Below are 22,476 nucleotides of genomic sequence, written 5' to 3' on the forward strand. Positions count from 1 at the left end.
CATGAGCCGACATCCTGCCGACACCCTAACCCTTGTGGCCGATATTGGCGGCACCAACACGCGTGTGGCACTGGCCGATGGGGTCGATCTTTTGCCAGACACGATCCGGCGCTATTCCAACCGCAAATTCCCCGGTCTGGAAACAGTATTGCGGCAATATATCGGCGAAGAAGACGGTGTGGATTGCAAAGGCGCCTGTGTGGCTGTGGCGGGCCCTGTGCGTGACGGCGTTGGCACGATGACCAATCTGGACTGGACCATTGACAGCGACACGTTGCACCGCGCCACCGGGGCGGAACATGTCGCCATTCTCAATGACCTGCAAGCGCAGGGTCACGCTTTGGGCTTTGTCGATGAGGCCAATATCCGCCCGGTGATTGCCGCCGCCCCTGCTGCGCCTCAGGCGGTGCGCCTTGTGGTGGGGGTCGGCACCGGGTTCAACGCCGCGCCGGTGTTTGAAACCGATACAGGCCGGTTTGTCGCCCCCTCTGAATGCGGTCATGCCAACCTGCCGATCCGCAATGAACATGAGCTTGAACTGTGCCAATTCGTCGAAACCGCGCATGGATTCCCGGCCGTTGAGGACGTTTTGTCCGGACGCGGACTTGAACGGGTCTATCTGTTTTTGGGCACGCAGGCGGGGGACGCGCATGAAAAATCTGCTGCCGAAATTATGGCCGGTGTCGAAGATGGCTCTGATCCCCGTGCCATTGAGGCCGCGCGGCTCTTTGTCAAAATTCTCGGCACTGTGGTGGGCAACCTGTCACTGATCCAATTGCCCTTTGGCGGCGTCTATCTTGTCGGTGGTGTGGCCCGTCACATCGCGCCCTATCTTGAGCCATTCGGTTTCTCGGACGCCTTCCGCGACAAGGGGCGCTTTGCCGGTTTCATGAAAAACTTTTCGGTTTCCGTGATTGAAGACGACTATGCCGCCTTGACCGGATGCGCCTCTCATGTGCACAATATCTACCCGTAAATACCTGTTAAAATTTATAAAAAGGCTCCGAACGTCAAAGTTCGGAGCCTTTTTGCGTGATCTGATAAAAATGGAACAACGTAACTTCGTTTTAACTCCCTTGCCCTTACACCAGTCGATGTGACCGCAGATGTAAGGGAATTTTTAGATGTCTTTCCACTGCCGAAAATTAGGAGCGCCTGCATGACCACGCATGTTCAACTCCACGACCGGCTCGACTATCAATCCGTGGCTCCGCTTTTGAGCGAATTGAAATCCATCACCGACGCTGAGTTGGTGATTGACGCAAGCAATGTGCGCCATCTTGGCAGTCTGCCCCTTCAGGTGATCTTGTCCTGCGTCAAATCCCGTGCCGCCGAGGGCAAAACCACGCGTTTGGCCAATGCCTCCGACGGTTGCGTCGATATTTTGAGCCTTTTTGGCTTCTCTCCTGAAACCCTGACCCAACCGGAGGCCTGGACATGAGCCTTGAAGTCCTCGCTGTCGATGACAGCCGCACCATGCGAGATATGCTAAATCTCGCCCTCTCCTCTGCCGGCTTTACCGCCCATCTCGCCGAAGATGGCGTGCATGGCCTCGAAGTTCTCGAAGACATCGAACCGGATGTCATCATCACCGACATCAATATGCCCCGCATGGATGGGTTTGGCTTCATCGACGCCGTGCGCTCCGAGGAAAAATGGAGCCGCATCCCCATTCTCGTGCTGACGACCGAAAGCGCCGATGAGCTCAAAGCAAAAGCCCGCGCCGCAGGGGCGACCGGTTGGATTGTAAAACCATTTGATCCCGCCAAGCTCGTCAAGGCCCTTCAAATGGTTGCTGGTTAAGAGGTTCCTCATGTCCGACCCAATGGCAGAAATCCGCGCCTCATTCTTCATCGAATGTGAAGAACTCCTGGAAAGTCTTCAGGATGGCCTTCAAATGATGGATGACGGCGATACAGACTCGGAGACGATCAACGTCGTTTTCCGCGCCGTACATTCCATCAAAGGCGGTGCGGGTGCCTTTGGGCTCGATGACCTCGTGCGGTTCGCACACCGGTTTGAAACAGCCATGGATGAGGTGCGCACAGGACGTTTCGTCCCCGATGCCGAAGCCATCCGTCTCTTTTTTGCCTGTGCCGATATTCTGGGCGACCTGGTGCGCGCCGCACGCGATGAGGAAACCGTCTCAGAGGATATCACCGGACCCGCGCTCGAAAAAATCGACGTGCTGGTCGGATTAGAGGAAGAAGAGGAGGAAGAGCTCGACTTCACCCCGGCCACCCTCTCTTTTGATCTGGATATAGGTGGCGATCTGGGCGGGTTGCCCAACCTGCCGGACCTCCCTGATCTAAGCACATTCCCAACCGCGTCTGAGACAGAAGATGAGATCACGGAGTTCTCTCCTGTTGGCGGCGCAAAAGGGTTTCAGGTGATTTTCAAACCTGAGGATTCCCTTTACGCCTCTGGCAACGAACCTCTCTACCTGTTCCGCGCCCTGCGTGACTTGGGTGACATCTCTGTCGTCTGTAAATGTAGCGCTCTTCCCGATCTCGATCACCTCAACCCGGACACTGGGTATCTGTCGTGGGTGGTAACGGTTCACACTGAGGAAGCGGAACTCTCTGTGCGCGAAGTCTTCGAATTTGTCGACGGCCTGTGCCTCCTCGAAATATCGCCGCTCTCTGGGCGCGCGCCAGCAGCACTTCCAGACCTGCCTCCGGCGATATCCGCGCCGGCCACTCCCCCCAAGCCGGAACAGGCCGCTCCTACGCCCTTGGTCCCGTCGCCTCCAATCATCCCCGACATCGAAATGCCCAACGCACCTGCGGCCCCCGTCGTAAAATCAGCACCAATCGCTTCGGTGTCCGACGACGCCGAGGATGAATTTTCGCTCTCATCCCCCAACGCGACGAGCGGCTCAACGAAAACAACCGGCACGCCCACACAACCGCGCGCCACTGTTCGTGTCGATCTCGAAAGAATTGATCGCCTTGTCAATCTGGTCGGCGAATTGGTCATCAATCAGGCGATGCTCAGCCAATCTGTCGCAGAAGCGGGCCTGCCTCCGAACTCTCCAGTTTCAACGGGGTTGGAAGAATTTCTTCAACTGACGCGCGACATCCAAGAATCCGTCATGATGATCCGCGCTCAACCGATTAAATCGCTCTTTCAACGCATGGGGCGTATCGTGCGTGAATCTTCTGCCTCTGTCGGTAAAGAGGTCAGACTTCACACCGATGGTGAAAACACAGAAGTCGACAAAACCGTTATCGAACGTCTGGCGGATCCGCTGACCCACATGATCCGCAATGCCGTCGATCATGGCTTGGAAAGCCCGGAAACGCGCCTCGCAGCAGGCAAACCTCGTGAAGGCCACGTGACCCTCACCGCGCAGCATCGCTCGGGTCGCATTGTCATTGAGGTGGCCGACGATGGTGCCGGCATCAACCGTGAGCGCGTGAAAGAAAAAGCGATCGAAAAAGGACTCATTCCTGCCGATGCACAGCTCTCAGAGTCCGACATTGACAACCTGCTGTTCTTGCCCGGCTTCTCGACGGCCTCAGCCATTTCCAACCTGTCCGGTCGCGGCGTCGGCATGGATGTCGTCAGAAGCTCAATCCAGTCTCTGGGCGGCCGCATCAACATCACCTCTCAGGAGGGAAAGGGCACAACATTTTCAATCTCCCTCCCTCTCACTCTCGCCGTTCTCGATGGTATGGTGGTGCGCGTGGCCGATGAAACACTTGTCGTTCCCCTAAATGCCATTCTCGAAACGCTCACCCTGACCGATGGAGATCTAAAAGCGCTCGGCCCAGAAACCCATGTTGTCCAAATCCGTGGCGGCTTTGTCCCTCTTCTCGACCTTGGTGCAGAACTTGGCTATCGCTCCCCATTGGACAGCTATGTCGGAGGAATTGTCTTGTTGATCGGTCAAGAAGACGGAAACCGGGCAGCGCTCGCTGTCGATGCAATCGAAGATCAGAGGCAAGTCGTCATCAAAGGTTTAGAGGGAAGCTATGGGCGCGTCCCTGGCATCGCCGCCGCCACAATTCTCGGCGATGGACAAATCGCGTTGATCCTCGATCCCATGGATCTTGTTAGCCAAGCTTCCGGTCGAACCAAAATCCGCCAGCCCCAGCATTCACTTGTAGGATAAGACAATGACTGACAACGAAAAACAGACTGACGCAACCTCGATCGAACTGTTGTCCTTCCGCGTTGGCGGCCAAGATTACTCTGTCGACATCATGTCGGTTCGCGAAATTCGAGGATCTGCCAGAGCAACCTCCCTACCGCATGCGCCCTTTTTTGTTAAAGGTGTCATAAACTTACGCGGCACAGTTCTTCCGATCATAGACCTCGCTGCAAGACTTGGGTTGCAAACCGGTGAAGATACAGAGCGCAACGTGATCATCGTGGTTGACCTCGGAGGTCGCACCGCGGGCTTGATGGTCGATGCCGTCTCGGACATCCTTGCGATCCCGTCAGAAGAAATGCAACCGCCGCCAGATTTGGCGGCAGATGACGCGCGCACATTTGTTTCTGCTCTTACGATCGTTGATGGCCGGATGATCCGCATTCTTGACTTGGAGGCAGTGATGCCGCCCCAAGGAGAGGAGGTCGCTTGAGCGAGCTATCCATCATAAAAGGCCGCCCGGCGATCGAAAGCACAATTTCGGACCAAGCATTTGCTCGAATTGCTAAAATTGCTCTGCGAGAAGCAGGCATTGTGCTCGCGCCCTCGAAAATTTCTATGGTTAAGTCTCGTTTAACACGACGTTTGCGCGCTCTTGGCATGTCCAGTTTTGATTCATATCTAGACATTGTCGAGGCCGGAACCGATCAGTCAGAGATGGGCAACTTCGTTTCAGCGTTAACGACGAACGTTTCCCATTTTTTCCGGGAAAACCATCACTTCGATTTCTTGGCAAAAGTCATCCTACCATCGCTTCAACAAAAACTCGCGAATGGGGGGAAAGTCCGTCTTTGGTCAGCCGGGTGTTCAAACGGTCAAGAGCCATATTCAATTGCCATGACATTGTTGAATGCGGACCCAAGCTTAGCACGGAAGAACCTTAAAATCCTTGCAACCGATATTGATCCCGAAGTTTTAACTTTGGCAAAATCGGCACAGTACAAAGGCTCCCTGACCACGGGACTGACGGACGAAATCATCGCGAAACATTTCAGAAAATCCGAACAAGACGGTGAAGTTGTTTTAACTGTGAATTCAGATGTCCAAGATATGATTTCATTTCGTCAACTGAACCTACATGCCGAATGGCCAATGAAAGGAAGGTTTGACGCAATCTTTTGCCGAAATGTTGTGATCTATTTCGATGAGGAAACTCAAGTCCGTCTTTATCGTCGATATGCACAAGCGCTTGAAGAAGGCGGTTGGCTGATGCTCGGACATTCTGAACGCATTAACGATAGCGTCACCTCTCTGTTCAAGAATGCCGGTGTAACAACTTATCAAACTGTTCGTACCGAGACCCCATCCAGCCCAGTTGAGGGTAGAAATAGCAAAGGATCCAACTAATGGCACTTCGAGATCAACTTCGTGTCATTGTCGTGGATGACATGTCCACAAGTAGAGGCCTTATCGCCAATGCGCTTGACTCATTTGGCATTCGAAATGTCGCAAGTGCCGCTGACGGGCCTTCTGCTTTGCAAAAACTGGCCGTAGCTCCAGTACATCTTGTCATTTCCGACTACAACATGCCAGGAATGGATGGGCTACAATTGCTGCACGCGCTTCGTTCCAATAGCGCGACGAGAGGTGTTGGTTTCCTCCTTATAACTGGGCGCGCAGATCGAGAGATCATTGACATGGGCAAACGTTTGGGAATGAACAATTTCCTCAAAAAGCCCTTCGATCCAGCCGGTCTAAGAGCGGCAATGGAAGCGATTGTGGGGAAACTGTGATGAAAGCAGTCCAAACAATCGCTGGCATCACTCAAACCGTCGAAGAGGCGGCGGCCATTCCAATGGCGACTCTCAACAAACGCATCCAAGATGAAATGGTCGCCTTGGTTATTCTCGCCGCCGAGGTCCAGATCGCACTTGGCCCCACATTGGCAGAAGCAAAAACGCTCTCGCCGGCTGTCCAGCGCAGCCTCCAGGCAATCGATCGTCTTCACCAAACGCTGGATGATCTCCAGAGAGTCATGGGACATCTCGCATCTGCGAATGGCGACCAAGCCGTAAAAATAGAGCCGTTAAGCGACGTTATACGCCTCCGTCACCTTGCGCATAAACTTTTCGATAACATTGATGCCCCCTTCGCTCTCTCCGAGGATGACTCTGGCGAGATTGCTTGGTTTTGAAGGCATTTCAGAGAGATGGCCCTAGATTTTCGACCCGTTTGCAGCCTGATTAAGGTGGATCATGGTTTCAGTTCAGGCTGCAAGTCTCATCGGTTTTGTTTTGCTGTCATAGGCCTGATCAGGGGCCAAGAGGCCATGGTCGAGGACTCTCCTTGCGTTGTTCAACCGAACGCCAGAACAGCCAGGCTATCGAATGCCGCGAGATTCTTTACCGATGGCGTACTCAGTTTTCCAAACTGACCTCAGAGCTTTCGGCGGAGAATATCCTACAACATCTCTCAGTCCAGCGTAACCACGCCATTGATATCACGGCTTCCTGCTGCCGATGTGCATGATGATCGCGATAAATCCCAACTTTCCCAAGCCGTTCTATTACACCGCCTTGAATGCACCCTATCTGCCGCTCAGCGCGGTCGTATGCTCGGCCATCCTGACCTGGTTGAATTGAACTGTGATGGTGACGATTTCATCAGAACCTCTTGCGTTCAAAACACCCTATCCGAAGAGATCGGCGGGAACGTAGCCCCCGACCTTCGCATCGGCCAGCCAGCGTCGGTGACCCGATGCGGAGACTCGCCGCCCAGAGATTTAAGAAACGAATGCCTCGCGCATATTGCGAAATGCACTACTCCCCATCATAAGACGGGTATCACCTCGCCGTCGCGGACCCCGCCGACAACGTGGAGCCGAGACAGCGGTTACACAGCGGGCGCCCGCCTCTTTGGAATTTCACAGGAGCCCGGGGATTCATCACCCCCCTTCCACAAGCCTCACCAGCCTAGGCAAGCACACGCTGTGCAGATCATAATGAGCAATGGCTCGGCGCCGGGCTTCCTGCCGCAACGCTAAGAAATGTTCCGGTTCTGCGAGGCATTCGATCAACTGTCGACTCCATCCTGAAACGTCAAAGAAATCGACAAGCAAACCATTTTCGCCATGTTCGATCACTTCCTCCACCGGACGTGTGCGCGAGCCTACGACGATCGCACCGGCAGCGAGCGCCTCAACCAGCGACCAGGATAGTACGAAAGGGTAGGTCAAATAGGCATGGACCCGGCTTACGTGAAGGAGATTAGTGAAAGTCGAATAGGGAACTTTTCCAAGAAAATGCACACGGTTCAGGTCGATTTTATCGCTGACTTCCGACAAAAAAATGTCTTTCCAGGTTCCACCTTGTTTGGGGGGGGAGCCGTAGCTGACCTCATCACCGCCGACAATCACCACCTGTGCTTGTGGCCGAGCGGCCATGACATCTGGCAGCGCTCGCATAAAGATATGATAGCCTCGGTACGGCTCGAGGTTGCGGTTCACAAAAGTCAGCACCTCGTCACCGGGTCTCAGAACTTTTCCGTTCGGCAATGTCAGGCTGGCCTCGGCGTTAGGCGCAAGCTTGGTGCAATCCACTCCATCGTAGACGACCTTGATCATAGAGCGCAAAGAGGGGGGGAAAGTTGAAGCTTGCCATTCCGTTGGAGACAGCCCCACATCGGCATGCAAGAGCGCTTGAGCCAGATAGGCTGCGCGAGCCTGCGCTATTATGAGATCATCAAATTTCGGGGATCGGAACTCCAAGTCAAAACCAACATCCGCCCCTTCACCACGGTAGTAAAACTCGGCATAAGAAAGCAATCGTGCCTCTGGCCAAATTTCCTTAAGAAACAGAGTTTCGCCCCATCCGGAATGCCCGATGATGACATCGGGTACATAGTTTTCTTGATCGCGCAGCTTCAGCGCGGCCCGGGCCACGGTTGCTCCACGATCAGAGTGAATGGCGTAGCTGCGCCCAAGCCGGGCGGCACGCGGATCGACAGGTTGACAATCATGTTTATAGTACCAGGTGGGGATTGAGCTTGTGCGCTTATTCTTTACATCGGTCAATGCGCGGCAAACATGGCCACGCCGCGCAAGTTCAGGTGCCAGATATAGAAACTGACCGGGAAAGTTCTGATGAACAAAAAGAATTTCTAAAGGTCTGATCTTGTTCAAAGGCAGCTGTCGCATAGGTGATCTCTATCTTTCTCATGCGGATTCAAGTTTCAAATTCAATTCCTTGACTAAAACTCAACACGGAATGCTCCAGGGCCGCCAAACTTTTAAAGACAGTTCCAAATGCAGCGTCGAAGGTGGACTATTTCATGGCGGCAGCCACTCTGCGGTCTCTGCTCCATCCTCGAGATGTCCGCACACTCGCGATGCGCCACACGCCTCAAACCGCCCCTAACGCAGGCGGCAGGGGCGGTTTGAGGGCATGGATTTTGTCCGTTTCCTGAAACAGGCGTAAGGCGGAGTCAGCTCTGCCCCGCCATGAATCTCTCTCATTTTATCATGCGCTGATCTTCGCAGACTCATTGACCTGCGCCCCCGAATACTGCTGAAGAGGAAGCTGCCCATTGCGCGACAGCCGGCCCGCCATTGAGCGCGCGCGCCGCCCAGGGGCAAGCAGTCGCGCAGGTTCAAAGCGCTCATCGCGCTCGACATCTGCAGTGCGCAGTTCAGGGAAAATCGCGAAGATCTCGGCGATCTGGTCCGGGTGGATCGCCTTCAGCGCCTCAGGGCCGGTGAACAGCGATTCCGTCGGTGTGCCGTTCGACCAGACGATCTCGTGCTTATCAAAGAGAAAGTGGATATAGTCGATCTGCGGCAGATCCTGCGCTACCTCGATCCCGTCCAGTTCGAGAAGCTGTTTCGCCGCCACAAGAATTTCACGTGCGCCAAACATGCGCTCGGGCACCGGGCCGCGCACCAGAACGCGGTGCTGCGGCGAAACGATCAGGTCGCTTTCCGGCATGCCCTTGCCCAGGGCCCCTGCCCGAATCCGGATCGGACGCAGCTTCGGCGAGAGCGTGAGGTCACGCGCCGACAATGTGCGCCGACCGATCCAGCGGATCGGCTGATAGCCGCTGTCGAGCGTCAGCACCTTGTCACCCACCGCCAGATCGGCGGCGCGCAACTCGCCCTGCAGGGTGACGATCCGGGTATCGGGGCCAAAACACATGACATTGGTCTGGTCCCAGGTCAGCCCGCCGGTGACGCCTGTCATGGTCAGCGTCGGACCGGTCATGTCGGTGCCATTGAAGCTGATCACACCATCGGCGAGGTCGTCGTTCATCGCCGCGATCGGATGGACAAAGCTCGTACCGTTTGCGGCGTTGTAGGCCGCCAGTGTCGCGTCATTGAAGATGCCGCTCAGATCGACGAAATCATTGTTCGACTGATCCGCATCGGTATAGGGCCCGCCGCTGTCGGTGCCGAAATCGGTGATGATGTCGTTGCTGGCCTCATCCCACACGAAGATGTCGTCGCCAAGCCCGCCGGTCAGCGTGTCGTCGCCCGCCTCCCCTTCAAGCCAGTCGTTGTCATCGCCGCCGTCAAGCAGGTCGTTGTCATCGCCGCCCCAAAGGACGTCGTTGCCCTCGTCGCCCAACAGCGTGTCCGCGCCCTGCTCGCCTTGCAGCACATCATCGCCCGTGCCCCCCTCCAGCACGTCGTCGCCGTCGCCGCCCCAGAGCGAGTCGTTGTCGTCACCACCGCTCAGCGAATCATCGCCAGCGTCACCGAGCAGCGCGTCATTGCCCGCCCCGCCAATCAGGGTATCGTTGTCGTCGCCGCCCCAAAGCGTGTCGTGTCCATCGTTGCCTTCAAGGGAATCTGCGCCAGCCTCCCCCTGCAGCACGTCGTCACCGACACCGCCCTCCAGCACGTCGTTGCCACCGCCACCCCAAATCGTGTCGTTGCCGTCGCCTCCGGTGATGGAATCATTGCCGCCGACACCCAGCCCGTCAGCCCGATCGCCATAGAGCAGATCATTCCCCGTTCCGCCGCTAATTATGTCGGAACCAAGCTGGCCATATATTGAGTCATCACCCGAGCCGCCTGACAGGGTGTCATTCCCGCCGCTGGTGGTCATGCTGGCGTTGTCGCCTTCGATATGGTCATTCCCGCTGCCACCAACGACGGCATCATTCCCGGCATCACCAAACAGCCTGTCATTATCGGCACCGCCATTCAGCGTGTCGTTGCCGTTACCACCGAACATCGTGTCGCGACCGGTGGTGTTTTCGTATTCGATCAGGTTATCATTGCCGCCGTTACCGTAGTAAAGGTCGTTGCCGTTGCCGCCATAGATCCAGTCGCCATTGGCAGTGGGATTCGTACCCGGGTACAGCACCTGCGTGCCGTTGCCACCGCGCATCGTATCGTCGCCATCATGACCAAAATACCGATCGTTGGTATCGTCATTGGTCCAGCTGTCGTTGCCGTTGGTGCCGTTGATGTCAGCCATTCGTACTCTTCCTTATAACCAAAACACCCTAAACAAGTCTGCCCAGAGAATGGACAGACCCCATGCGACTGCCTGCATCTCGGGACCATTAAGCAGGCCTGAACAAGCTTTGACGAAAGCACCAGCCCTGCGATTCGGTCCATTTCTCTTCTGAGCGTCATGGGTGAAGCCATGTCGCGCCATCTGCGAGCACCGCAGCCAAAACAATATCAGGTGTCGGGAAAGCGCCGAAGCCCCGGTTGATGCCCGGCTGGTGGCCCGGCGGGCGGTCGCAGGCCCGGCAGAAGCGGCCCTAGCGCGGCGAAGCATCGGCGTCGAGCAGAGCCATCATCTCAGGGTCCAGTCGCGGATCATCCCTGGAAAAGACGCCACAGGCCGCGAGGTCCGCCTTCTGCGGGATTCTTCCGGGCAGCCGCTTGAACACGATCGGCATCGAATAGATCGGGCGCGTGAGAGCATTGTTCGACGTCATCAGCATGCCGGTGAGGAAGGGCGTGGAGGGCAGCGCGGGAGGATAAAGCGCGATCGACTGCAGTCGCGCATTGGGGTGGCCGACGTTCTGCACATCGGTGATATAGATGCGCTCCCACAGCCATTGCGCGATACCATTGACCTTGATGGGGTGCCGGCTTCGCACAAGCGCGCCCTGCGAAGTCGCATACATGATCGTCTTGATCAGGGTGAGATCGCCTTCCTGCGAAATCACGGTATAGGCGCGCCCGATCCTGTCGGGGTTGCTGCGCAGCGGGGTGCAGACGTGATAGCAGCCACAGAACCGCGCGAGGATGCTGCGGGTCTGCACTGTGTTTTGCAGCAAGGCCGTGATCACCTGCTGCATCTGGGTCGGAAGGCCCTTGATCCGCATCGGCGGGCGCCAGCGCGCCGCAAACCGCTCTGCTGGCAGCAGCAGGTCGTCTGGCTCCAGCTCAAAATGCGCGGCGATGTTCCGCAACGTCGCCAGTGACGGCATGCTGAGCCCGCTTAGGTATTTGCTCAGTTGTTGGCGGTTGATGCCGAGGGCTTCGGCTGCACGCGAGGTACTCGGATAATGGTGCACGAGCCGACGCAGATTTGTGGGGAATACTTTGTGCATATGACGCTCCACCTACCCTGCGAGATGCATCGCCGGTGTGCCGTCGGCGCGACACATACTGCTTTGGCGTTTTTCACACCGCTGCACCTGACGCCGAATTTGCAGGTGCCTTCGCGAAATACGCCGCCGAAACGATAAAAGAGGAAAAGACGATCACTTGGTACAGGGCGAAACTCTTACCCCTCTTGACGGGGCATGATCGAGTTTCGGCACAATATAAAAATATAATATAAAGATTATACCATACAACTAAAAGTTATCATCATACATGTGAAAGCTTACAACCCTTGTGACGGAGATGCTCCACCGAGACCTCCGCTCCTGACGCCCGCACAGCATGTCAACCGTGGAGCAAAATTGGCCACAGCGGCGGAGTAAAACCAGACCTGTCGGGAGTGGAGGGGGCCGATGCCGGAGAGGGCAGAATGCTACGCTAAGTGACCTACCACCGAACTTTCGTCAAGCCGCCGCGACCGGAGCCCGGTTGGTATTTACGCTGATCGGCGCAGATTGAACAATGCGTCACGCATCCACTCTCGATGACGCCACTCACCATTGTCCTCGACCCAATGGCGGACAAAGGCTCGTTACATCGGCTTTCCCAGCGCAATGTAGTGCCACTCGATCCGCTGCGCGGCGCCGAAGGTCAAGATTGCGTTACTGGTCAGTTCCGTGCCGTAGTCTCGGACGATCATCGTCCAACGCCTTCAGCCGCTTGGCCTTCGATACCGTCATGCCGCCAAACTTGGCCTTCCAGTAGTAGAAAGCGCCTTCCAACATGCCATGCGTGCGACACGAATTCGCGCACTTCGCGCCCGCCTCGTGGTCAGCCAGGATGCCGATAATCTGCTCGTCGGTGAATCGCGGTCACTTCATTGTCCGGTAATCCCCCCATTTTGAATGGGGTCCAGCCGTAGAGCTCATGCGGCTGTTTTCAGTTTTCTGGCGAGGGTCATGCCGCCGATCCCCATGTTGGGTCGCTGGTTGTTGTATGTCCAGATCCATTCAGTTGCGCCGGACTCTCATCAACAATCAACGGTGGAGGAAAAATCCAGTGGCAGGTCACAGCTTGTCTGCCACTTCCTTCGAAGTTTTGGGATTCTTCATCATCTCGGTCTCAGAAGCGATCAGATGAACCAGACATCCTCTGTTGCTCAATGCCTCGAATGACTCCCATGGGCGTGGATGTCTGACACCTAAAACAATTCAATATCATTCGTTTTTTCAGGTTTTGGAACCGCTTCAATCACGCGAGAATCGGCGACGAGCTTTTGCCTCGCCTTACCTAGGGCCGGCATAAATTCAATCCTACGGGCTTGCACACCTCCAAGGCTTTGACTGTCACATGGAATGCCCTCGCGCTGTAGGTAAGAAAGCACAAAAACTCCATTTTCATTCCCCGCATTGGTCAACCCCTTATACATCTCGGCACCGCCAAAAACTTTGGCGCGAATACGGCCACGGACTGCGCCGGCTCGCGTAAGAGCATTTATCAAAAGCTCCATAGCATTTGCACCAAATGAGCTGATGTCATTGCGCGATGACGGACCATCAGGAAGTAGAAAATGATTCATACCACCAACACCTGCGACTGGATCCCAGAGGCAGGTGGCAACGCACGAACCAAGAATCGTCGAAATGACAGTGTCTTCCGTATCGCCAATCGCGTATTCGCCTTGAGCAATATATGTGGATTTCTCTAAGGTCTTTTTTTGAGAAATTGTAGTCATTCTGCCCTCACGCCAATAGGAGTTTCGGCAAGTTGCAAGATCTCTTGTCCAAACTTGTCAAGGTCGGCCCATTTTTCGACCCCGCCCAATTCTCCGGCAACGCGAGGCATTCCAAAGACAACGCATGTCTCTTTGCTCTGACCAATGGTTTTCGCGCCTGCCTCTCGTAGTGCGCGCATCCCTTCGGCCCCATCCCGGCCCATGCCAGTTAAAATACCCGCGACAACTTTGTGAGCCATGTGACGGGCAGACAGAAACATGGAATCCACGGAAGGTCGGTGTCCTGACACAAGGGGTCCCTCAAAAAGACTGACGCGCAAAGTGGTAGTTCCCTCAATATTGAGATGATACGCCCCCCCTGGCGCAATCAGAACTTGTCCCGGGATCAAGGGCATTCCATCGACCGCGAGTCTGACTTCTGGTGCGACCAAGGGATTGAGGCGTGCGGCAAAGCTTACCAAAAACGGCTCCGGCATATGTTGAGTGATAAGCGTAGGGGGGCAATCAGAGGGAAAGCTCTGCAAAGTGCGTTCAATTGCATCGACAGCCCCAGTCGATCCCCCTATCAAACAAATACGTTGAAATGTTCGATTTTGGCGCGGCGTTATCGTCTGGTTTTTAGGACGTGGTCCGGACACTCTTGCTCTTGCAGCGAGGACAACAGTATCAGCCAACTTTGAAAACGTATCCTCACTGGCCCCAACTTTCGGTTTTTCAACACAATCGATTGCTCCCAAAGACATTGCTTCAACCGCAACATCACTTCCTTTGCGGGTCAAGGTGGACACCATTATGACTGGCATCGGTCGATGCCGCATCAGCCGATCCAAAAACTCAAGCCCGCTCATGTTGGGCATTTCGATATCAAGCGTCATTACATCTGGTCTATAGGTGTTTACAGCATCCCGCGCTTCACGCGCGGTTCCGGCTTCCGCGATGACTTCAAGGCGGGGGTCGGCTTCGAGGATAGACCGAATGAGGCGACGCATGGTCACTGAGTCATCGACAATCAAGACACGTAGCGGTTTCACACATAACTCCCGTTGAACCAATTGTTGAATGCATTGGCGCGTTCTAAGGCCTGAGGCCAATCTGCTTGCTTAAAAATCTTCCCAGTCGTCCTCGACCACAGGCTGACTTGGACGCGGTGCGGCATTCACTACCTGCTTCACGGGGACGTCATGTGGCCTTGGTTTTGCGATTGGGGTCGGAACTGCCTCTTTTCTCTGATCCACACTTTGTGCGCGGACAGTTTTTTTTGTATTTAAGCTCGCTCCAATCGAGAAACGAGATGTTGTCACAATGAGGTTTTCGGCTTCGCGTGTCAGCGAATGGCTCGCAGCCGTTGTTTGTTCAAACATGGCAGCGTTTTGTTGCGTCACTTGGTCCAGTTGATTGACCGCAACGTTAATTTCGGCGAGCCCGGAAGATTGCTCTCGGGAAGAAACTGCGATTTCGGAGACGTTTAGTGAAATTTCGGAAACCGAACTCACAATGCCACGCAAAGCTTCACCTGTTTCACCAACGAGACCAACACCTCGTTTCACCAAAGTACCCGACTTAGAAATCAAATCATTGATTTCCCGCGCCGCGTCAGAAGATCGCTGCGCGAGCGCTCGGACTTCCGAAGCAACCACGGCAAACCCACGCCCCGCCTCTCCGGCTCTTGCGGCTTCAACCCCCGCATTCAGAGCCAGAAGGTTGGTTTGGAAGGCAATATCATCAATCACAGATGTGATTTTGGAAATCTGATTGGAAGAACTTTCGATTTGGCTCATCGCTTCAACGGCTTCTTGCACGACCACACCTGAAGCTTCAGCATTTGCTTTCGCCGTCTCCACCATGTCACTGGCTTGATTGGCCCCTTCAGCCGCCGAACGAACCGAGGACGTCAATTGGTCCAATGCTGTCGCCGTCTCCTCAAGGGTTGCAGCTTGTTTTTCTGTTCGACGCGACAAATCATCAGCGGCATTAGATATTTCGGAGGCTTCGCCGCGGATCATGTCGGCATTTTCAACAACACTGCGCATCGCAGTCAGAAGGTTTTCAATGGCTTCATTAAAATCGAAGCGAAGCGTTTCATATTCAGGGGCAAATTTATCGTCAATGCGAGATGTCAGATCACCACTGGCCAGCTTTTTGAGACCGACGCGCAATCCTTCAACAACGCGATCCTGCTCTGCCTGCATCCGTTCACGTTCGGCTTCGGCGGCGATGATCGTAGCTTGGCTCTCAGTGATATCTGTGCCGAGGAGAATAATTCGAAACGGGCGGCCTGAGGCGTCGGTGACCGGGCTAAAGGTACCGTCGAGAATGGAGGTATGGCCTTCTTGATCCAAGAGTTTGAAACGCCCTTGGACATTTTCACCTCGGATCAAACGACCCCAAACCGCTCCATTTTTTTCTGCAAGCGATGCATCAAAGTTGAAGATTGAATCTTGGCCGACACCGACCAAATCATCAACCTCCATACCAACCATGCGGGCAAAATTTTCGTTGACCTTGGTGAATTGGCCATCAACGCTAAACTCCGCTTTGACTTGGATACTGTCCAAGGCGGAAATCACCGCTTGGTTGGTGCGAATGTCCGTGGCATCTTGCCACTCCATAACACACCCTATCTGTTCCCCTTCAAGACTGACAACTGAGTTTACGACCAAGGAGAAGTGAACATCACCCACCCGCATATCGGTTGAAAAGGGCATCTTTGAGGTATCAGACAGGACGGCACGAATGCGGCCAGGCTCTCTGTGGAAAATATCGATATTCGATCCAACAATTGTATCGGCATCGAAGTCTCCAAACATGACTCGGAAGTTGTCTTCATTTTCCTTCATCAATGTACGGGCGGCACCGTTCATGTAGGTGATGTTGAAATCGGTATCAATCATCATCAGTGCAGCAGAAGAGCCTTCGAATGCAGCACCTTTAAAGAGGCCGTCACGCGTGGCCTGTTCTGCACGCCCCAAAGAGTGACGGAATTCATCGAGAGCGGTCGCAATCATGCCGATCTCGTCGCCTCGTTCGGTGCCGGGTACCGTCACGCTATAATCGCCCTCGGATACGGTGCGCATTGCCATTTCTACGCGGGTGAGAGGTCGCGCGATTGTACGAGCGATGAAATAGGCAATGAGCGCCACGATCGCGGTCATCATGGCCCCCTGCCATGCCATTGTTTTTGCCAATGCCGCAGCCGGTTCAAGGATTTCTTCGATTGTTTGCTCTGCAATCAGCCCCCATTTTACGCCATGGTAAGTCACAGGAAAATAGGCCGAAATTTGATCGCGGCTGGTGCCGTAGTCTGTGAAAGCGTCAGGTTCGCGCAGATATCCATGCTGTCCCAAAAGAGCATTCTTCGCGGATTGAGACGTGATTTTCACCTTTAAAGTCTCATCGCCCGAGCCGTGAATAGTATCTGTGCGCAAAAGGTAATCGGAGCCGACAAGATAAGAATCCCCCGTACGACCAAGACCGGTCAAACGGGTCGTGATTTTATCAATGCTCTTGGCGGGCATTTGAAACGCGATGACACCGCGTTTGACGCCACGCCGGTCGAGGACAGGCGCGGCAATGAAAGCGGCAGGCGCGTCATGAGACGGAGCATATGCAGAAAAATCTGAAAAATAGACCTGAGGGCCGGTGGCATCCAGCGCGGCTTTGACAACGTTTCCAAGGCCGGTATCGGCGTATTCGCCATCGACAAAATTGGTTGCAAAATCCTGTTCTTTTAAAACAGAGTAAATCAAATCGCCTGTCAGCGAGAACACGAAGACATCGGAATAGCCTTTTTCCTCCACCAACTTTCGGAAGTAGCTGTGATAGAGCTTATGAACCTGACTGTAGGCTGACCCATCTTCGGCGTAACCGAGGGCTTGTTTTTGACCGATTTCATTCGGATTGTCCTCAATATACCATTTTTTCAAATGTTCGGTTTGATCGCCGCCTAGTGTCTCCCATGCTTCTCCAAAACCGCGAAGGGCCGAAATCACGGTTGGGTTTTCGGTCTGACTGCTCAGGTCAATGTCGACACCATTCAACCATGCTTCAAGTTCGAGTGTGCGCGCTTCAGCCACGGTCACAAGGGCCTCTTCGGCCTCAATGAGCAACGAGCTTGATGCGTTGCGATAGGCCACCATATTTGCGACCGCGATGGTGACAATAGTCAGTCCGATCATGATCGCCGGGAGTTTTTTCGCCAGCTTGATCCGCATAATATACTTCATTTCATTTCTCCTGGCATCGTCTTCACGCCCTTATTCAATGGCGGTGGTCTTGAGCAGATTACGGTCGTGAAACGGGCACAGTTGCCCTACACCCGTTGATGGATGCCTCGAAGAAATGAAGATTCGTTTAAGTCGCCCTGGTTTGCGTCACACAATCCATAGAATTTTATGGGGTCACGGGTATGAGCGCGGGCCAAAATCGTAAAAACCTTTACAGTTCAATGCCAAGGCGTGCGCGACCGAACCCTGGCCGATATAGCCGGCTTTTTCGGAGATCGGCGTACAAAAGTTTTCCGCTGAGTTCCAAAACCTCTGCTTCATTAACCTTTTGATAAAGGTATTCGTAGAAAATTTAGCACAGATACTCAGCCACGAACCTCGCACGCATCACTCAACAGGACTGGTCCCACCCCCCAAATACATAGGGTTTCCATCGCAAAACCGTCCTCTCAAAAAGAAGTCCCCGTGAAGAAATATAGTGACGTGTATGAGGCTCAATTGGCCCGGACAAAACAGAGGTGGAGGATCAGCCTGTCACCGTTCGTGCTGTGTCTCGCGGCCGTCCTGGGTGCCATCTTGATCAGCGAAACCGTGATCCTCTTGGCGCATATGCCACAAACGGTTCTGCCCGGATGGGGAACCATGCACCCCACCACCCTTGTCATATCTTATGTCCTCGGTGGCTCTTTGATCATGCAAAACCTAAGCTGGGACCGCGACCAGCCCGCCAATTCTCGGGTCCTCTATGGCGCCGCAGCGCTTTTGGTCCTTTTGATCTTGCGTCTAGCGGACCTGCAAGGCCGCCCCATCGCCGGAACCCTGCCTTTGATCGGCAGTTTGACGGACCCACGCCATGTCAGTCTGGTCTCTTTGATCGGCTCTGGCGCACTTTTCGTCGTCCCGCTTTTAAAACCCGCATCCTGGTTCAGAGCCTGGGCCGTTTTAGCCCTGTGCATCACGGTTTTCGGCATGGCTTTTAGCCAATTGGCACAACAGAGCATACCCCTCAAAAACCAGGTTTTTCTGGCACTCAACCTCAGCGAAAGCCTCGTGCTTTTGTGCCTCACTGCACTGGCGCTCAACGTGTCTGCGGCCCGCCCGCTGCTGTATCATCCCAAAACCCCGCGCACCAATCTGCTGATGTGGGGGCTGTTTGTGACAATCTGTCTGCTCTTGGTGCTTGACCTAACTTCCCTGACCCTCTCCACCTTCCAGATGCCGTTTTTCGTCGTCTCCTCTCTGCTCCTGTGCTTTGTCTGCGAAAAGGGCTTCAGACCGCTCGAACGTCAAGTCATCGCCGCCGGGTTGACACCCTCCCTCCAAAGTGCCGGATCGGCGATTCAAAACAACGACACTGCATCACAAAAGGCTCACGCCCCTCTCTCCTTCGCCCCCCTGCCGCGTCTTTTGCGTCCAAACCAATGGTTTACATTTCAGGCCGACACCGCCCAAAGACTGTGGCCCCTCGCCTGTGTGCTCTTTGCGCTGTCGATGGTATCCGAAACCAGATTTTCGCTGTTTTTGCACTGGTTTCCTGAACTGTGGTGGGGCAATGCCGTTTTGGCCTATGCTCTGGTTTTGCATCCGCTCAAGCGCTGGCCACTCGTCCTCTTAACCGGGGTTTGTGCCATGGGATTGGCGCGGATTTCCATGGGGCACCCCTTCGATTTTACGGTGATCAATATGGGGTTCGACGGGATCGAAGCGGCCTTGATCGCTGGAATCGCGCGGCTCGTGTTCGACATCAAACTGTCAGGGCGGACCTTTCAATCTTGCGATGTAAATCCTTTGGCCGTGGCCAGCCTGATTGTCGCCATCCTCTTTACCGTACTCACCGTGTCACTGCTGGCGGGGGCCACATTGCACACTCTTGCCCGGCAAAATCTGGGTCCAACTGTGCGCGCCCGCTGGCTCAGTAACGTGTTGGGCTTCGTTCAAGTCGCGCCCATCGCGGCGGGATTGATCTGGCAGATGCATTTTGGCATGACCCGGCTTGAAATGGCCGCTCTGCCGGGCCTGTTGATGACCCTGATGCTCGCCTTTTTGGCCTTTGTCTGTGCCTATTTCCCGGTCGAATATTTCGGCATTTCGCATTCTCTGTCTGTCGCCGTCAGCATGACGCTCTTGATCGCCACCGTCGCCCTGCCCTCCATACTTCAGATCGGCGCGGCCCATGCCGTCGTCTCCACCGCCCTGCTGATCGGGGCCGGTCTTGTGGACCATCGCACCTATGTCGAAGCCGCTTTTCTCGTGCTGCTCACCTCCAGCCTCGTCTTCATTGCCGGTGCTTATAAACAGCTGCGTCAGCGTGACCGGCTGTATCGCACCGCGCTTTTGGAAAACAGCCCAACGATGATCGTCACTCTGGACAGTCAGTTTCGCATCACCTCCGCCTCTGATCAGGTCTGTCGCTACCTGGGAGTCAAGCGCCGCGAGCTTATTGGGCTGTTTGCCTCTGAAAACGGATTTTTGAGCCTGCCCGACACATCTCAGACCAATATGCGCGCCTTTATGCGACACACGCCCGAGACCGATTTCACCCTCGAACTTGAAATCCGACAGCGCTCCGGGGCCCTGCGCATGGTATTGGCTGCTGTGCGCAAAAACACCAACCCAGGGCTACCCTATGCCTATCTGGTGCAACTCACCGACATCACCGAGATGAACCGCAACAGTCGGCTCTATAAAATGACCCTCGAAGAAGGCCCTGCCTTGCTTTTGGTTCAGGACGCCCGCCGTTTGACCCTAAACGTCGCCCCCGCCCTGTGTGACAGTCTGGGCTATGACCGAGCGGACTTGATAGGTCACGACATTGCCGATTTGACCTCCCCCAACACCCGCAGTTTTGTCGATCAGATGCGCGCGTTTGGCGATGGAGTCACACCGCCAGGCAATAAGGTTCTGGAACTGACCACCAAATCCGGCAAAGTTCGTAAAATGACGGCGCAACGACGGATCATCGACCCGAATGCGCAGGGCGATCAGCCCAAATATGTGATCCTGTTGACCGATGTGACCGAACTCGAAGCACAGCGCAGCCTGACCGAAACCTTGCTCAACCGGAACGCTGCCATTGTTCTGTCACAGGACCGCGATTGGCGTCTGCTTTCCGTCTCCGATGCATGGAGCGCGCATTTTGGCTACACACGCGAAGAAACCCTCGGGCGCGATTTGATCGACTTTATGCCGGTGGAGGATCAAGCGTTGTCCAAATCCTTTAGGCGCCATCTTCTGGCCAATACCCGCAACAAGGAAACCATATCCAATACCCTGACTTTGCTTACAAAATCAGGAGAACCCCGGATCGTTGAGCTGCGCAGCGTGATTGAAGAAAACGAAGATCGCTGGCTCAACATCATCATGGTGATCGATATCACCGACATCTCGGTGGCGCGGCAAAAACTGGAGCATTTGGTCGACCATGACGAATTGACCGGGCTCTATTCCAGGCGTGGCTTTAACAGTCGGTTTGCCGACCGCAAGCGCAGGCAGGATGTCGACGTGTTTTTAATCGACGTCGATCATTTCAAAAGCGTCAATGACGCTTATGGCCACGAAACCGGCGACGAATTGTTGCGCAAAGTGGCCGGGGTTCTCAAAGACAAAACCCGCGCTCATGGCTGCGCTTCACGGATTGGTGGCGAAGAATTTGCCATCATCCGCACGGCCACACAGGGCTGCCCCAACCGTAAATTTGCCGAAGATCTCGCCCGCGCCATCTCTGAGACAGCCGTGACCACGGCCTCTGGTCCGGTCACGCGCACCGTGTCGATCGGCGTGGCTCGGTTGACACAAGACATGCGGTTGGAGGACGGGATGAATTGGGCCGATTGGGCCTTGCGCGAGGCCAAAGAAGGCGGACGCAACCGCATTGTGATCGCCGACGAGGGCTTTTCGCAAAAGCTGCGTGACGATGGTAAACTGACCACCCACCGCGACATCATCAGCGCCCTCGAAGCGGGCGAAATCAACAAATATGTGCAACCGATTTGGGATGTCACGCGCGCAGAAATCGTGGGGTTTGAGGCTTTGATGCGCTGGCAACGGGCCTCGGGCGAGGTGGTGCTGCCGCGTCAATTCCTGCCTCAGTTGCAAAATGTGGTGCTCGCGGAAGAATATGCCCATATTCCATCACGCATCCGGCGCAGCCTGTTGAACACTCTCATGGCCTGCCCCGGCACCTATATCTGTTTTAACACGCGATTGGAATCGTTGGGCTTTCAAGGTGCGGCGCAGGCAATTTTGCGCGAATTCGAACCGCTCTGCGAGCTGTCGCATAGTATCGTTTTGGAAATCGGCGAACAGGCCATCACCGACCGGATCGATATGGATCAGGTGATGGTGGAAATCGCCATCCTGCGAGCGCGCGGCATTCGTGTCGCCTTGGATGATTTTGGCAAAGAGGGCTCAAACCTCAACCGCCTCACCCATTTGCCGATCGACATCGTCAAAATCGACAAATCTCTCATCGACCGGATCGTCATCGACCGTCGCTCACGCGAGGCGTTGCGGTCAATCGCCCGGCTCGCAGAGGCGTTAGAATTCGAGGTCATTGCCGAGGGCGTCGAAACCGAAGCCCAACGCGATATGTTGCTTGATCTCGGGCTGCATCTGCATCAGGGCTTTCTCTACGCCCGCCCGATGAGCGCCGAGGCAGCCAACGCACTCTACGCAACGCACAAGAGCAAAGATCAGCCCTCTCAAGACCTGATATCGACGTTCTAAAACGCCGGTCACGGTCCCGCCAAGCATCGGTGAGATGCGACCAGTTGGCCAGTTGATCTTGTCCATTCATTCCGCGACGCTGTACGTACGATTTCTCTTTCCCATCGACGTGGCCCAGATGCTGCGTCCAAAA

At 54.9% G+C, this 22,476-nt stretch carries 15 protein-coding genes and 1 pseudogene; 9 read left to right on the forward strand and 7 right to left on the reverse strand.

The window, feature by feature from the left end:
* The first annotated feature begins 1 nt into the window (after window position 1).
* The 8 genes from B30_RS06795 (at window position 2) to B30_RS06830 (ending at window position 6,290) form a co-directional block, all read left to right on the forward strand.
* Entirely contained in the window at window positions 2-976 is a 975-nt protein-coding gene (locus B30_RS06795; RefSeq protein WP_009571302.1) for a glucokinase, read from the forward strand.
* Between the two features lie 183 nt (window positions 977-1,159).
* On the forward strand, window positions 1,160-1,441 hold the full coding sequence (locus B30_RS06800) for an STAS domain-containing protein (RefSeq protein ID WP_009571303.1): 282 nt from the start codon (window positions 1,160-1,162) through the stop codon (window positions 1,439-1,441).
* Window positions 1,438-1,803 (forward strand): response regulator, encoded by a 366-nt coding sequence (locus B30_RS06805; RefSeq protein ID WP_009571304.1) that lies wholly within the window; start codon window positions 1,438-1,440, stop codon window positions 1,801-1,803. Before B30_RS06800 ends, B30_RS06805 begins: the two co-directional genes overlap by 4 nt.
* A gap of 10 nt (window positions 1,804-1,813) precedes the next feature.
* A complete protein-coding gene (locus tag B30_RS06810) occupies window positions 1,814-4,117 on the forward strand; it encodes a chemotaxis protein CheA (protein WP_009571305.1) in 2,304 nt (767 codons plus the stop codon).
* Window positions 4,118-4,121: 4 nt separating this feature from the next.
* On the forward strand, window positions 4,122-4,589 hold the full coding sequence (locus B30_RS06815) for a chemotaxis protein CheW (RefSeq protein WP_009571306.1): 468 nt from the start codon (window positions 4,122-4,124) through the stop codon (window positions 4,587-4,589).
* Complete coding sequence (locus B30_RS06820; RefSeq protein ID WP_009571307.1) at window positions 4,586-5,503, forward strand: CheR family methyltransferase; 918 nt, start codon at window positions 4,586-4,588, stop codon at window positions 5,501-5,503. The genes B30_RS06815 and B30_RS06820 overlap by 4 nt, the downstream gene beginning before the upstream one ends.
* On the forward strand, window positions 5,503-5,889 hold the full coding sequence (locus B30_RS06825; RefSeq protein ID WP_009571308.1) for a response regulator: 387 nt from the start codon (window positions 5,503-5,505) through the stop codon (window positions 5,887-5,889). The genes B30_RS06820 and B30_RS06825 overlap by 1 nt, the downstream gene beginning before the upstream one ends.
* Window positions 5,889-6,290, forward strand: a complete 402-nt coding sequence (locus tag B30_RS06830; RefSeq protein ID WP_009571309.1) for a hypothetical protein — start codon at window positions 5,889-5,891, stop codon at window positions 6,288-6,290. Before B30_RS06825 ends, B30_RS06830 begins: the two co-directional genes overlap by 1 nt.
* A 750-nt stretch (window positions 6,291-7,040) precedes the next feature.
* Here the strand turns inward: B30_RS06830 and B30_RS06835 are convergent.
* The 7 genes and pseudogenes from B30_RS06835 to B30_RS22690 form a co-directional block, all read right to left on the reverse strand.
* A complete protein-coding gene (locus B30_RS06835) occupies window positions 7,041-8,291 on the reverse strand; it encodes a glycosyltransferase family 4 protein (protein ID WP_009571310.1) in 1,251 nt (416 codons plus the stop codon).
* A gap of 322 nt (window positions 8,292-8,613) precedes the next feature.
* On the reverse strand, window positions 8,614-10,572 hold the full coding sequence (locus tag B30_RS22485; RefSeq protein ID WP_009571311.1) for a Hint domain-containing protein: 1,959 nt from the start codon (window positions 10,570-10,572) through the stop codon (window positions 8,614-8,616).
* Between the two features lie 292 nt (window positions 10,573-10,864).
* A complete protein-coding gene (locus B30_RS06845) occupies window positions 10,865-11,665 on the reverse strand; it encodes a helix-turn-helix transcriptional regulator (protein WP_009571312.1) in 801 nt (266 codons plus the stop codon).
* 675 nt (window positions 11,666-12,340) lie between these two features.
* Window positions 12,341-12,511, reverse strand: a pseudogene (locus B30_RS21690) (transposase); the annotation flags it as partial.
* A gap of 350 nt (window positions 12,512-12,861) precedes the next feature.
* The gene (locus tag B30_RS06850; protein WP_009571314.1) at window positions 12,862-13,395 is read right to left on the reverse strand and encodes a chemotaxis protein CheD; all 534 of its coding nucleotides are present in this window, start codon (window positions 13,393-13,395) and stop codon (window positions 12,862-12,864) included.
* Entirely contained in the window at window positions 13,392-14,426 is a 1,035-nt protein-coding gene (locus B30_RS06855) for a protein-glutamate methylesterase/protein-glutamine glutaminase (protein WP_040401993.1), read from the reverse strand. Before B30_RS06855 ends, B30_RS06850 begins: the two co-directional genes overlap by 4 nt.
* Window positions 14,427-14,495: 69 nt before the next feature.
* Window positions 14,496-17,618: a methyl-accepting chemotaxis protein gene (locus tag B30_RS22690; protein WP_081583676.1), complete on the reverse strand. Its 3,123-nt coding sequence runs from the start codon at window positions 17,616-17,618 to the stop codon at window positions 14,496-14,498.
* Between the two features lie 465 nt (window positions 17,619-18,083).
* On the opposite strand from B30_RS22690, the gene B30_RS06865 reads away from it, so the two are divergent.
* The gene (locus B30_RS06865) at window positions 18,084-22,343 is read left to right on the forward strand and encodes a bifunctional diguanylate cyclase/phosphodiesterase (RefSeq protein ID WP_040401995.1); all 4,260 of its coding nucleotides are present in this window, start codon (window positions 18,084-18,086) and stop codon (window positions 22,341-22,343) included.
* The last annotated feature ends 133 nt before the right edge of the window (window positions 22,344-22,476 follow it).

Origin of the sequence: Celeribacter baekdonensis B30 (assembly GCF_000299875.1) — a bacterium.
In the GTDB taxonomy this organism is placed as follows: domain Bacteria; phylum Pseudomonadota; class Alphaproteobacteria; order Rhodobacterales; family Rhodobacteraceae; genus Celeribacter; species Celeribacter baekdonensis_A.